Source organism: Enterococcus sp. BWT-B8 (genome assembly GCF_020567625.1).
Lineage (GTDB): Bacteria > Bacillota > Bacilli > Lactobacillales > Enterococcaceae > Enterococcus_L.
Window position 1 is genome coordinate 83,908 of record NZ_JAJDJV010000003.1, and the last position, 13,783, is coordinate 97,690.

Here is a 13,783-nt window from a genome sequence, read left to right on the forward strand (position 1 = left end):
AATTTATCGCTCTTTCAGCTACGTAGAAAAATGTCTTTATTTTCACATATTGCTATGAGTGTCAGATACTTCAGTTTTAAGTGATTGACTTTCTGATTCTTTTCTCATAATTCATCATACTTTAAATCTGCTAATTAAATATTTCCCTTTATCAGTTTATCTTGAACCTGCTCAACAAATTGAGGAGCTCCTCTGCCTAAAAGATTTTCTAAAACCATTTCGTACCTACAGAAACTGCTCCAAATTGCAGCAGCAATAGGCTAAGTATTTTTCTCCTATCAACTGCTCCTTTTCTTTTACTTGATATTTTTAACTTAAATCATCTGTCTGTTTCATCGAATTCTTCTGGAAGCCCATCTTTTCATTGTATAAATAAATGATAGTCCTGACAATAAACTAATCCGCCTTATTTCCTGAAATCCTTTAACTAAATCTGCATCTAAAAAAACAGAGTCGAGTGAAGCTCTGCTTCAGCAAAGAGCCCTCGAATCTGTCAGTCCGTTAATTCTTCTATTTATAGATCGCCCAGTAATTCATGGCATCTGTTTCCAGCTGTTCAGGAGTATAGGCCATTCTCGAATGCCCTTTTTCTTCGTTGTCGTTCGGATCATTCAGCCAGAATTTACCATCTGAATAGCCAGTTAAAACCATGATATGACCCGTTTGAGTAAATGCCCCTGGCTTTACAGAAATAATAACCGGATGGCCTTGTATCAGCTGCTCTTCCACTGCACTCAGACTCGGCAAGTTCTCATAGACATATCCTTTTACTGCAGCAAACTCTGCAAAAATTCCCCAGCCTGTTCCCTGTCCTTCAATAAAATAATCATTTTTAGACCAGTCAAGAATTTCCTGAGGCAGAACTTCCGCATTGTCCAGATAGGACGCAACCATTGCCAGTGAAACAATCGCACAGCCATTTTTTTCCAGTGTATTATTTTCTCCCGTACCGTAAGGAATTGTCTTCCAGTAATCCTCTGTCTGCAATAACAGTGGAACATTTATCCGTCCATTAAATTTATCCTGCTGAATCTCCTGAGTTACCTGCTCTGCATAACTCAACTGTACTTCTTCTGTTTCAGAAGTTACAATTTTCCCAACATTCTCTGACGTTTTATTTGTAGAATCTTCTCCTAATACAGCCTCTTTTTCCTTTTTAAATAAATTGGAAAAACCAGCTTCCATAGGTGCTATTTTCCCTAATAGTGCTCCTCCTAAAGCAGCGGCTGCCAACAATCCAATAATCCATTTCTTCAGTTTCAGTCTCTGCTTTTGTGCCAATACTATCACTCTTTCTTTTCTTCAATACCAGTTCCATTTGCAACAATACTAATTAATTATATACTCTAATCTTACTCAAACAAATAAAAAAAGCAACCTCATTTTGATTAAAAATGGGAACATATCTTCTTGAATTTTGACTAAAAATTAGGTAGAATGATAATAACTACGATAAATAATGATTATTCGGATTGTCTTAATATTGAAGGGGGTAGAAAAATGGATAACGATCATAAATCAACGATGAAAAGTATTTCCAGACTGATCACACAATCTTCCCATAGTTTCTTCTCTGCCTTTTTAGATGACAGTAAGGTTAAAAATGAAAAATCAAAAGAGCGGGAAGAAATTTTAAAAGAATTGCAGTTAGCCGCAGCACAGAAGAGTCTTGTTGTCTTGCAAATCAAAGAAAGCCCGACAGATCAAAAATTTGAAGCTGCCTCCGGTTGGATTGTTTCTAAAAATATTACTGACTCCATTATGCTTCGTTCTCAGGAGGACACTCAGCAAATCCGCATGATTCCTGTTGACCATATTAAACGAATCAGCAGATTGGGAATATCCGATAAACGCCAAATAAAATAAATTATTATGACTATCAAAGCCGAATACCTCGCTGTTTTACAGCAGGGTATTCGGCTTTTTTGATTTATTTATTTTTGGCTGAATTGTTGATATAATGAGCCATTTTTGGAATAAACAGCTTCGGTGCCACTTTGACTATAATAACTAAAACTACACTGACCAGTACTGTATTTGCAATGGCACTGCCTCCATTAAACAGCAATGAATACCAGTAGGGGCTCATCCCTTCCGGAGCATAGACTCCCCAAACAAAGACCCCCGCCCAGTAGTGCCAAAACCAGCGGGAGACGACTGCAGTTAGGCTCCCAATTAAGATATAACTGACCGCCTTATTCGACTGACTGTCAGATATTGCTTTTTGAATTTTGGAAGAAAACAAGCCGCCCATTCCCCCAAAAGCAAACGCAAATGGGTACTCAAAAATAATCTGCGGAACCGAAATGAAGTTTTTCATGGCAGAGCCCAGAACAATACTGAGCAGCCCCCAGATGAACCCAGCTGTAATCCCCGGCAAAGCCCCTCTACGATACGAATAAAGTACCAGAGGAATCATCCCCAGAGATAAATCAAATGCTGCATTGGCTGATTCCAGCGGAATAAAAGATAAAGCCATTGCCATAGCAGCAATCACAGTCCCTTCAATCCAAACTCGTAAATCCATTTTTTTTGACATAAAAAATCCTCCTTGTTTTAGAACAAACCAATCAACAAAGGAGGAGTAATTATCTATCTACTCCATCACAACTTCCTACGCACGTACTAACGCAACAGGTTCAAGGGTTTAGAGTAATCTCATTCTCAGCTACGAAGCTCCCCTATGTGATGGTGTTCTATTAAATTTTGATGTCCTTACAAGACAGGCTTAGTTTAGCACAAAGAAAATAGGTTGTAAATAACTCTGTTTTCTGTTCTCCCGATTTCATCTGTGATAGACTAAACTATAGAAAGAAAAGAGCGAACCCTTCCAATAAACAGCGCAGTCGCAATGATTGAATGGTTCACTATAAATAAGGAGTAGAATCAATGGATTTAAAGCTTCATGATACGGTAGATTACTCCGTCATAAAATTTCCGGCTGACCACCTGATACCAAAAGAATTCAGTCAGCTGACCGGCTTCAAAAGCATCACCTATACTGCCGATGAGTGCTCAGTCATTGTTCCAACCAATTCAATAGATACCAGACGAGCCATTGCTGCTGACTCAAACTGGTTTATCATTCAGATTGTCGGTGAACTTGACTTTACTTTGATCGGCATCCTGACGCAGCTGGCAAATCCTCTGGCTGAAAATGGCATCTCTATCTTTACCTTGTCTACATACAATACAGATTATCTGTTAATTAAAAATGCAGACAAAGAGAACACGTTGACTGTATTAAAACAAGCCGGGCATTTTTTTATCTAAATTCATTTTACACATTACCTTGCCAATTCAGCAAAAATATTACCCTATGAAATTTTTGCCATAATCAAAAAAATGTAAGCTTGGTGAGTGAACGGCTGAAAAGGAGTAAACTATGACACATTTAGCTGAAAACATGATGGATGGACTGATTCCTTTTTTTGAAGTCTTTGTGCTTTGCCTGAATATTCTGTCCATTATTGTATTGATCTGGGGCGTGGCACTAGCAGCAGCAGATTTTTTCAAGAGTGAGTTTCAAAAGCAGGATCGTCTGATGATTACAACAAACAACAATTTAATCAAGAATTTTTTAGGCAGCTATATTCTGCTAAGTCTGGAAATTTTAATTGCTGCAGATATTATTGAGTCTATTATCAAGCCTACATTCCAGGATCTTTTCAAACTGGCTTCCCTTGTTGTCATCCGTACGGTCATTTCCTATTTCCTGCATAAAGAAATAGAAGATGCCATAAAAGATGATCAAATAAAAAAAGATGAGACAGGCTGATAATATGCCTCTTCTCATCTTTTTATGCATGCTTCGGCAGCTGTATATTGAAGCTTTCTTCATTATTCTCAAAATGCCATGTACGCTTCCCTGAATTATAGATCAGTGAGGCAATCAGCGGATCTTCCTTATATACCAAATTTTTGGTCTTCCACAATGAATCTTCTATCATATAAATCGGAATTCGATAGTCTTTCCCTTTTTGCTCAATATCTTCAAAACAAAAAACAATTCCTTCTTGAAGGATAGGCTTCATCTCTTTTAACAGATCGCTGCTCATTTTGTCTATGGAAACTCCTCTGCGGAAAAAGCTTTTCTTATCATTCACCTTTTCCAACACAGCAGCACTGATTTTATTAGCCAGAATCCGATAAAATTCATCAATATAGCGATAATACACTCGAGTCATTTGATCTGCATATTCAAAAAAAACAAAATTATTCTGCAATTTATAAAAGAATGGAGAATGTAAACTCGTTTTTGTATGACCAAAATACAGTAATTCTGAAATCTCCAAAGGTGTCAGTTCTTTCAACATAGCGACATCTGTGAAATCCATCCATTTGACTTCACCATTATTTCTTCTGCGGTTGGCACTGGAAAAAAACTGTTCCACACCCGCTTCTTCTCTGATAATTTTCAATCCGCTATGCCGTTCATACTCGCCGTCTTCTTCATAAGGGTTCAGCAAAAGGAGATTCTTCGGCTTATGTACGACTGAACTGACAAAATCATGATGTGTAATCCCTTTTGACAAAACAGCATTACTTGTAACATCCACATGTACATAAATTAAATCCAGCATTTACCAATCTCACCCCTTCACAGATTTCTACTTATTTCATTTTACATGATTTGGCATGAAAATGCTTATTTCTTTTTGTTTAAAATTCAATGACAAAATTAATATAATCAGACATATTTGCCTTCATTTGCGATTATACCAATTTCTGCTGATTTTCATTTTAAGCACCTTTTTTATTAAAGTTTTGATTAAAAATCTATAGTTTCCAAATAAAGCATGCTATACTAAGACATGTCTGAAGAGTTTGTCCTTAAATAGTTTCATTATTATTACATAAACAAATACATTATTTCCCATTTCCAATCCAAATTATACTTAACAATGCTGCATCTGTCATTCAGCTAGTTTACTTGTATTGGCGGAACCGACAGATAGCCCTGCATAACTTTCAGATATTCACCAGAAAAAACAGGAGAGTGACTTATGAGTTCAAAAAAAGGGCGGGGTTCAAGACCTCAAAAACGAAAAAAGAAGAAAACAAACTGGCTAATCAATATTTTATTGTTCCTGCTTCTTGTAGTGGGGCTGGCCTTAATTTTTAATACACAAATCAGAAACTTCATCATTCAGTTAAATGGAAAAGCCTACAATGTCGAAAGCTTTACCAAAGATGATGTAGCCTCAAACATGCAGGCCAATACTTCTTTTGACTTTGATGCTGTTGAATCTATTAGTACAGAAGCAGTAATTAAAGCACAGTTTGAAAATAAAAACCTGCCAGTTATCGGTGGGATTGCTATTCCCAGCGTGGAGATTAACTTGCCTATTTTTAAAGGATTGGGTAATGTGGAGCTTTTAACCGGCGCAGGAACAATGAAGCCGGATCAGGTAATGGGCGGAAAAAACAATTATGCTCTAGCCAGTCACAGAACTTTGGATGGTGTATCGCTTTTTTCTCCACTGGAGTTTGTGGAAATCGGCCAACTAATCTATACAACGGATTTGACAAATATTTACACTTATAAAATTAATTTCAAAGAAAAAGTCGCTCCAAATCGGATCGAACTAATTGATGATGTAGACGACAGAAAAATGATTACACTGATCACATGCGGTGATATTCAGGCAATCACTCGGATCGCTGTGCAGGGAGATCTCGAATCAATAACGCCGATTGATGAAGCATCAGATGAAATGCTGAATGCTTTCCAAATGGAACAGCGCACCGCTTAAAGCCTGAAATAAACTGAATAAAAAAGGGGAGAACTCATTAGTCCGATATAGACAGTTGATTCTCCCCTTTTTAATATATTTCTTAATGACTGTTTTTCTGCCTGCTTCGAATTCGCTGAAGGCTGTATCGAAGACCTGAAAGCAGGAATACAATCGGATACAACATGATACTCACACCCAGCCATTCTGCTGAAAAAATCCCTGTAAACGGCAAGTGATAGGTTACAGCATACACTAACGGCAGACTGATAACTGCGATCAAATAGTAAAGTGTCAGTTCAAATACAATTGATTGATATGACTGCATATTCTATCCCTCCATTTCTTACGATTTTATCTTCTAAAACTGTTTCTCCTGCGAACCTACTCTTCTATTATACAGGCTCCTCTTTCGAAATCCATCCTTCTTAGGTCTGAATTATCTAAGGGAAAAGTCTGAAATTCACTTATTGCGGTTGTTTTTAATCAGATTCAGCCAAGCATCGGTTCCACTATCAATCATTTTGTAGGTCATCTGGAAATCTCCAGTATAGTAAGGGTCTGGTACTTCTTCTGTTTCCTGCCCTTCAACAACAGACATAAATAAATGCAGTTCTCCATCCCAGTTAGTCGGTGCCATTCTTCGTAAATCTTCCAGATTATTCTCATCCATTCCGATAATATAGCCATAATTGTAAAAATCTTCTGGCTGTATCTTAGTTGAACGAATGCCGTCAAACGTGATGCCATTCTGTTTTAGCAGTTTTTGTGTGCCTATATGAGGTCGATTCCCTGCTTCCCAGCTGCTCGTTGCAGCCGATGCTGTCAGCAGTTCTTTTTCAAGTCCGATTTCTTGTATTTTATTTCTCATTACTGCCTCCGCCATTGGAGATCGGCAGATGTTGCCCAGACAGACAAAAAGTATTTTTTCCATAAGTAGTCTCCTGTTTTTCATTTAAGTATGCCAGATTATTTATCTGTTTGCATGCATTATGCAACTTTTTTTCTGAGTGTTGATAATCAAATAGCAGACTGCAGCTGTCAGCATACCTATCTCTCCAGCAATCAGATACACTTGATGCTTCCCATAATAACAGCTGCTCAGCTCTTCTTCAGTCTTAATTACTCAGCCTGCTTCTTTTCCTCTGTCAAATTTCCTGCCAAATAGAATCCGCCGAACGTACTGGCTGATAGTATTCCGATATTCTTCTTTTTCACAAAAATCACTCAGATTCATTTTACTGAATTTTACATACACTGATTATGCAAAAAAGTCTCATACCAGCTGCTCAGAATTGTCAGCTTTTTAGACAGACCTGCCCATTTGTCAGGAAAAATCATTCACTTCTTTCTGATACAGACGGTAAGAGAAAAATTCAATATCTTTGGCCAGACGAAACAATTGTGTAGCAATAGTTAAAGGGGGTTCTTTATAACCTTCCAGAATCCAGTTTGACAATACTCCGCTGCAGCCATAGGATAAAAAGCGCGCATAGAACTGCTTGTCTTCTTTTGAAAGCTCTCCCTCTGTATCCATTTGTTCAAACAGACTAATAAACAGTTTCTTTGTGATTTCTGAAAAATCCGTCATCATCACCTCTGAATATGAACTGACTGTATTATAATAGAAATCCTTATTCGACTGAATGGCTCTGAGCATTTTCAATGACTGCTCTTCCCAGTTACCTATATTGACATCTTTTGTATCCAGGTAAATAAAGGCTTCTTCCTGATAAATCCAACGCAGCAAATCATATTTATCTGTGAAATGATAGTAAAAAGTTTGTCGATTCAGCCCTGCCTGCTTCGTAATATCCTGAACACTTATTTTACTGAATAATTTTGTTTCGCACAGCTCAATTAAGCTACGAGCAATTGCCTTTTTTGTGACCAGTGATTCGCTCATCTGTTTTCCCTCCCGATTCTGCCATTCTCCATGTATTTTTATTCTAGCAAACACCGTTCAAATAGCAAGTCGCTCACTATCACATAACTTATTGATTAATAACTTAACTCTTCTTTTTTGGACAGAAAAAAAGTCACTTTAGCTAGAAGTGACCTCTCTTCTCTATTATTTAACCAGATCCATTAAGAACAATTCATTCATTGCTCTAAACCTTTTCTTATTGATGATCAACCCATTACTTCCAGTCATCAATAAGAAAAGTGGTGTCACACACCACAATCAATCATTTCAAGGTCCAAAGCACATAAGCATTCAGTTTTATCCAACCTGCTCAATACCTCAGAATTTTTTGTTTCTTAATATAGGATAAAGTATAGTAAATCATTTCATTTTCCAACAGGACACAAATGTCCTAATGCATAAATTTTCTAAATTTTCTCCTTCTGCTGAAAAATTATTTCTTAATTAAAAAAGATACGTTAATAGAAAAATGATTATTGGAAAACACTGCTGAACTGATTTCCGATGATCTTACTCAAATTGACTGCAGAAAAAAAGACACTTTAGCTAGAAGTGACTTCCTTTCTCTATTATTTAACCAGACCCAATTAAGAACAATGTTTACACTGCCCTAAACTCTTTTCTTATCGGTGATTAGTTCAGAACGGCTATCCACCGATAAGAAAAGAGGTGTCTGAAACACCCTTGTAATCTATCATCTCCAAAGTACCACATCACACAATTTCTGAAATCTCCACTTTATCGATCATGTTGCTATTTAAAGAAATTTTTTTCTTTTCCCATTGTTTTAAAACAACAATTTTAAATAACTCATCGTTTAAAGTGACTTTCAAGAGCTTTTCATTTTCTTCCTCATTAAAGATGATAAGATTTTGAACAGTAACTTGCTCAGTTTCTATAGAATATCCCACTTTGCTCAAATCTTATCCCCCTAATCTTTAGTCTACCCACCAATTACTTAATAACATAAAAAATCTCAACACAGTTCAGTTCCTCCTTATCTAATTTTCTTTGTCGTTTCTTATGCGTTTAGTATAGGTAATTGTCGGCTTTCCCAACAGGACACACATGTCCTGTTGAACAAAAAAAGACTAAAAATAAATTCAGCCTTAGATATCTTTATACATTCAATTTTTATTAATATTCACAATTGCCAAATCATCTTCCAACTCCTGAAGGATTTTCTCTCCCAGCATTGGATCATCAAACAGTCTGGCACATTGAGCCCCATCTTTGTATTTCTGTTCAGCTAGTTCACGATCTCCTAAAAAATATAAATAGTACTTACCTTCTACCATATCAATAATAGGTTTTTTCTGAAAATCTTGACTGGTCTGCATGATAATTTTAGAAACTTTTACTACATCAATTAATTTAGAATATTTTTCATACTTGATTATTATAGATGCTGCCGTTACCAAGATTCTGTTTAGTAACGACAATTCAACATCTACTGAATAGTCTACTTGTTCCATTACCCTGTCTAATAAAAAGAAAAATGTCTTTTCATCATAGTGCTTGTAATAAATACATTGAAAATACAACTTAATAATTAGTAAGTCATTGATTGAGTATTCTTTCTTTTGGAGAATCTGAGAAAAGTAATCACTGAGAAGTCCTTCACCAAAATCTGCATTCTCAGTTAAATGAACATCCATAGAAGCTTGCTGTACATCAATTGCCAGCTGCTCTTCTTCCGGAAGATTTTCATAATATTCTTCATAGATTTCTTCAAAGTAATTTTCCTTTTTAGCAACTCGATCATCTTCTCTGTAAGTAGGAAGCTTATATAATCCAAATTTCAATTGTAAATATCTTTTAGGTAGTTCAATATGTTCTTCATCAATCAAATGATGAATCGGGATTAATAGACGTTGAGCGATAAATGTTATTTTGGGTAAGGTTGGAAGTGATTGGCCAGCCTCAATTCTAGTCAACTGACGAACAGTCAGTTCCAATTCATCATCACAGAATGCTTCTCTGGTAAGCCCATTCTTTTCTCTAAGTAATCGAATCTTCTTACCCAGTTCAATTTTTACGTCCACGGTAATCCCTCCTTACCTCACTTATATTGTATATCGAATCAAAAATAATAATCAATACTAAATCGCAAACCCGTCATTATTGATTGCTTTTTTGACACATAAAACAAACAGAATGGTAATAAAAAAGATCAAATTACGATAGTTATTTTTGATGATTTTTCTTTGCTGATTTGACTTCTAAAACTTATTATTTACTGCAGTACTGCTTTTTTACTCCTGAGTATAATCTGGATAATTGAAATGTTCATACGCCCGCGCAGTAGCAATTCTTCCTCGGGGAGTTCGCTTAATAAATCCCTTTTGAATAAGATAAGGTTCATACATATCCGCCACCGTCTCAGTCTCCTCGCCGATGTTGACAGATAATGTGCTTAAACCAACAGGACCACCGCCATACAGCTCGATTAGCGTACGCAACAGCTTCTGATCCACATAGTCCAATCCCTGAGTATCTACTTGAAGCAGCGTCAAGGCTTGATCTGCGATTGACTGGTTAATGATTCCATCTGACTGAACCTGAGCAAAGTCGCGCACCCGTTTTAGCAGACGGTTGGCAATTCTCGGCGTACCTCGTGAACGTCGTGCAATTTCAAAAGCTCCTTCTTCCACAATTTCAGTCAGAAAAATATCTGCCGAACGAATAATAATTTCCTTTAAATCATTTTCTTCATAATATTCCATATGAGAAACAATACCAAAGCGATCTCTCAAAGGTGCAGAAAGCAGTCCAGCCCTTGTTGTCGCTCCAATGAGTGTGAAAGGAGGTAGGGGAAAATGAACAGGGTGTGCGGTAGTACCCTGTCCAACCATAATATCCACAAAAAAATCTTCCATTGCAGAATACAGCATTTCTTCCACAACACGAGGCAGCCGATGAATCTCATCAATAAACAAAACGTCCCCTGGTTCCAGCTCATTCAAAATAGCTACCAGATCACCCGGGCGTTCGATCGCCGGTCCGCTTGTCGTCCGAATATTCACAGACATTTCGTTAGCAATAACCATTGCCATCGTCGTTTTACCAAGTCCAGGAGGCCCATATAAAAGAGTATGATCCAAAGACTCTTCTCTTTTTTTAGCTGCATTGATATATATTTGCAGCTCCTGTTTTACTTTATGCTGACCAATAAATTGCTGGAGCAATCTGGGACGCAGAGAAACTTCCAGATTATTCTCTTCTTCACTGCTTTCCGCTGAAAGAAGTCGTTCCTCTTCATTCATTCGCCTGTCCTCCTCTATCGCTTCATCATCAATTTCAACGCATTTCTCAGATATTCATCTGTCTGACCCTGTTCCAGCTCCTCCAGTTTAGGAGTGATACGTTTGATCTCTTTTTCACTGTAGCCAAGCGCACCAAGAGCCTCCAATGCTTCTTCCAACGGCTGATTACCGCTTCCGGCAAAGGCTGATGTTGCCATCGCTTCTACTGCCGCCTCCGACCGTTCAAGGTCCCCCAGCTTACCTTTCAAATCCAGTATCATTTGTTGAGCAGTCTTCTTCCCAACCCCCGGAAATTTTGTCAGGTACGCTGCATCATCACTTTCGATCGCGTTAATTAATCCGCCATGATCTTCCGATGCCATAATCGCAAGCCCGCTTTTTGGTCCGATCCCCGAAACACTAATCAGCTTCAAAAACAGCTGCTTTTCCTCTAAATCTGCAAAGCCATAAAGGGTATGTGCATCCTCTCGAATAACTTGATGAAGATAAATTTTTACTGGTTCTTCCTTGCCAGAATACCGATAAGGATTTCCCACAGAAATCTGATAGCCGATCCCGTTTATTTCCACAACAATGTAGTAGGGACTGACATATGTAACAGTTCCGCTAATATATTCGTACATGTTTTCACCTTTTCTAATTGATTGGAATTGCCTTTAGTTTATCATAAAGTGAGCAAAATCAGTAGTTTTCTTATGCTAAAGGCAGGGAAACACTTATATTGACTCTTCTTTTGATGTATCTCACTCTTTTATTTAATAATAATCATATCATAATAAAAATCTTTAAATAATTAAGGGAACAAAGCTGGTCAGTTACTTAAACTGAACGTACTTTGACTATACCATATCTCAAAAAAATAAGGTTTCTTCTTAAAAAATACTTTCCTGTTGACCATTGCATTTTAATCATTCATTACGCAAACTGTAAAACAGATCATCCGACCTACTTAAAAAGAGAACCCTGCTGATCAAAACATACATTGTTTTAAACAAAAAAGCCGTTGGGATTTGGTATTAAACCCCAGCGGCTTTTGAGAATGTTCGTTCTTTGGTTATTTCTTATTCTTCGATATATGTCCACTTGTAGTCATATTGTGCACCGGCTGCGTGAGCGACCACACCTTTGACTTTCGCACTGCGCATATGTGCTTCTGCCTTTTGATAAAGTGGAATCACACCCATGTGTTCCATCAGAACTTTTTCAGCATCAACCATATCATCCCAACGCGCTTCAGTATCTGCTGCATGCGTCACACTGGCAGCTTCAATCAGCTTGTCATATTCTTTATTAGAGTAATGTCCTCTGTTGTAAGAATTACCTGTTACGAACAGATCCAAGAAACTACTTGGGTCTGCATAGTCAGCACCCCAGCCGCCCATGATTGCTTCAAATTCGCCATTGTTCCCTCTGTCCAAACGAACAGAGAAGGGTACAGGCGTAACTGTTACATTCAAGCCGTCCAATGTATCATTTAAAGCACCTTGAATGTATTCAGTTAATTTCTTCGTAGAGTCAGTATCGTCATGCACAATATCCATATCAAGTGTTTCAATACCTAATTCTTTTTTCGCTTTTTCCCAGTACTCTTTGGCTTTATCTGCATCATGAGTAAGAACATTTTCATTTTCCTCTGCAAAGTCTTTATTGTCAGATGGTGAGAATGACAATTCTGCCGGTACCAGACCTTTAGAAATTACTGAGCCATCACCTAGAATTTTATTCACTAAAGCATCTCTGTCAATAGCATAAGAAATTGCTTTACGCAGATTTTCATTATGATAAGGAGAGTCTGCATCACGCTGATTCAGCTCCATATAAGTTGTGCGTCCGTCCTTTTGACTGACAAACTCTGGGTCATTGGACATTTGCTGTGCAAGCTCGCCATTCAAAATAACGTCATCTGCCTGACCGTCCTGAAACAGATTCAATGAAGTCGGTGCTTCTTTTACAACATCCACATTGATTTTATCCAATTGAACAGTATCTTTATCCCAATATTCTTCATTTTTTGTATAAGACCAATTTGTATCTGTTCCCGGTCCGTCAAAATCAGTCAAGGTAAACGGTCCGTTGTAAACTGCTTTATCACTGTCTGATGCATATTCTTTACCAAACTCTTCAACCACAGATTGCCTTTGCGGGAAAAATGATGGGAAGGCCAGCAGATAATCAAAATAAGCTGTTGGTTTTTCCAATGTAATTTCCAATTCATAATCGCTGGTTGCCTTAATTCCTAACTCATCCAGCTCTTTTTCTCCGGCACTGATCGCCGCTCCATTTTTTACTACTTCAAACAGATATGCGTATTCTGAAGCTGTTTCAGGATTTACTGTTCTTTGCCAAGCAAAAACATAATCTGCTGCAACAACTGGCTCACCGTCTGACCATTTTGCATCTTCACGCAAATTTAACGTATAAGTTAAATTATCATCACTAATTTCTGCAAATTCCACTGCTCCTGCCGGCTGTGGTTTGCTGTTTTCATCTAAGCGATATAGCCCTTCATAAACATTGTTCAATGCAGAAAAGCTAATCGTATCCGTTGCTGCAGATAAATCTGCGCTTGGCATTTCCTGCTGTACAACGACTCTAAACAGTTGTTCTCCGGAAGCAGTTCCTGAACTGGAACTTCCTCCGCTTGTATCTGTTCCCCCGCTATTTGAACCACAGGCCGCTAAAACCAGTGTAGATAAAAGAAGAATGCTTGTTATTTTCTTTGCGCCGCTTTTTTTCATCGTTTTCTCCCCAATGCACCATATTTTTATTACCAATTTATAATTTTTAGAATATTCATATAATACTAAAAAAGGGAAGCCAAAGCAATCTTTTTAGCCCAATTTATGGATGAAAAC

Annotated in this window: 15 protein-coding genes and 1 riboswitch; of the genes, 4 read left to right on the top strand and 11 right to left on the bottom strand. The window is 37.5% G+C overall.

What is annotated here, in order from left to right:
• Positions 1–510 precede the first annotated feature (510 nt).
• Positions 511–1,281 carry a peptidase C39 family protein gene (locus LI951_RS04850; protein WP_229441445.1) on the bottom strand — a complete coding sequence of 257 codons (771 nt, stop codon included), beginning with the start codon at positions 1,279–1,281 and terminating at the stop codon, positions 511–513.
• 219 nt (positions 1,282–1,500) lie between these two features.
• Here LI951_RS04850 and LI951_RS04855 point away from each other — a divergent pair, with 219 nt between their 5' ends.
• On the top strand, positions 1,501–1,866 hold the full coding sequence (locus LI951_RS04855) for a hypothetical protein (protein ID WP_229441446.1): 366 nt from the start codon (positions 1,501–1,503) through the stop codon (positions 1,864–1,866).
• Between the two features lie 64 nt (positions 1,867–1,930).
• Here the strand turns inward: LI951_RS04855 and thiT are convergent, their stop codons facing one another.
• Entirely contained in the window at positions 1,931–2,539 is a 609-nt protein-coding gene (thiT, locus tag LI951_RS04860; protein ID WP_202067794.1) for an energy-coupled thiamine transporter ThiT, read from the bottom strand.
• A 54-nt stretch (positions 2,540–2,593) separates the two neighbouring features.
• A riboswitch (TPP riboswitch) is annotated at positions 2,594–2,693 on the bottom strand.
• A 196-nt stretch (positions 2,694–2,889) separates the two neighbouring features.
• On the opposite strand from thiT, the gene LI951_RS04865 reads away from it, so the two are divergent.
• Together LI951_RS04865 and LI951_RS04870 are read left to right on the top strand one after the other, a co-directional pair.
• Complete coding sequence (locus LI951_RS04865; protein WP_202067795.1) at positions 2,890–3,273, top strand: ACT domain-containing protein; 384 nt, start codon at positions 2,890–2,892, stop codon at positions 3,271–3,273.
• A gap of 112 nt (positions 3,274–3,385) precedes the next feature.
• Entirely contained in the window at positions 3,386–3,778 is a 393-nt protein-coding gene (locus LI951_RS04870; RefSeq protein WP_229441447.1) for a DUF1622 domain-containing protein, read from the top strand.
• A 22-nt stretch (positions 3,779–3,800) separates the two neighbouring features.
• On the opposite strand, the gene LI951_RS04875 is transcribed toward LI951_RS04870, so the two are convergent.
• Positions 3,801–4,583, bottom strand: a complete 783-nt coding sequence (locus tag LI951_RS04875; protein WP_229441448.1) for a hypothetical protein — start codon at positions 4,581–4,583, stop codon at positions 3,801–3,803.
• A gap of 423 nt (positions 4,584–5,006) precedes the next feature.
• Here LI951_RS04875 and LI951_RS04880 point away from each other — a divergent pair, with 423 nt between their 5' ends.
• Entirely contained in the window at positions 5,007–5,756 is a 750-nt protein-coding gene (locus LI951_RS04880) for a class A sortase (RefSeq protein WP_202067797.1), read from the top strand.
• Between the two features lie 82 nt (positions 5,757–5,838).
• Here the strand turns inward: LI951_RS04880 and LI951_RS04885 are convergent, their stop codons facing one another.
• The 8 genes from LI951_RS04885 to LI951_RS04920 all read right to left on the bottom strand — a co-directional run bounded on the left by LI951_RS04885 (position 5,839) and on the right by LI951_RS04920 (position 13,666).
• Positions 5,839–6,063 (bottom strand): hypothetical protein, encoded by a 225-nt coding sequence (locus tag LI951_RS04885; protein WP_202067798.1) that lies wholly within the window; start codon positions 6,061–6,063, stop codon positions 5,839–5,841.
• A gap of 135 nt (positions 6,064–6,198) precedes the next feature.
• Complete coding sequence (locus LI951_RS04890) at positions 6,199–6,669, bottom strand: low molecular weight protein-tyrosine-phosphatase (RefSeq protein WP_202067799.1); 471 nt, start codon at positions 6,667–6,669, stop codon at positions 6,199–6,201.
• A 393-nt stretch (positions 6,670–7,062) separates the two neighbouring features.
• Positions 7,063–7,641 carry a TetR/AcrR family transcriptional regulator gene (locus LI951_RS04895; RefSeq protein WP_229441449.1) on the bottom strand — a complete coding sequence of 193 codons (579 nt, stop codon included), beginning with the start codon at positions 7,639–7,641 and terminating at the stop codon, positions 7,063–7,065.
• A 734-nt stretch (positions 7,642–8,375) separates the two neighbouring features.
• Complete coding sequence (locus LI951_RS04900; protein WP_202067801.1) at positions 8,376–8,582, bottom strand: hypothetical protein; 207 nt, start codon at positions 8,580–8,582, stop codon at positions 8,376–8,378.
• Between the two features lie 207 nt (positions 8,583–8,789).
• Complete coding sequence (locus LI951_RS04905; protein ID WP_202067802.1) at positions 8,790–9,707, bottom strand: helix-turn-helix domain-containing protein; 918 nt, start codon at positions 9,705–9,707, stop codon at positions 8,790–8,792.
• A 210-nt stretch (positions 9,708–9,917) separates the two neighbouring features.
• Positions 9,918–10,928: a Holliday junction branch migration DNA helicase RuvB gene (ruvB, locus tag LI951_RS04910; protein WP_202067803.1), complete on the bottom strand. Its 1,011-nt coding sequence runs from the start codon at positions 10,926–10,928 to the stop codon at positions 9,918–9,920.
• Between the two features lie 14 nt (positions 10,929–10,942).
• Complete coding sequence (gene ruvA, locus LI951_RS04915; protein ID WP_229441450.1) at positions 10,943–11,551, bottom strand: Holliday junction branch migration protein RuvA; 609 nt, start codon at positions 11,549–11,551, stop codon at positions 10,943–10,945.
• Positions 11,552–11,989: 438 nt separating this feature from the next.
• Positions 11,990–13,666: a peptide ABC transporter substrate-binding protein gene (locus tag LI951_RS04920; RefSeq protein ID WP_229441451.1), complete on the bottom strand. Its 1,677-nt coding sequence runs from the start codon at positions 13,664–13,666 to the stop codon at positions 11,990–11,992.
• Positions 13,667–13,783: the final 117 nt, after the last annotated feature.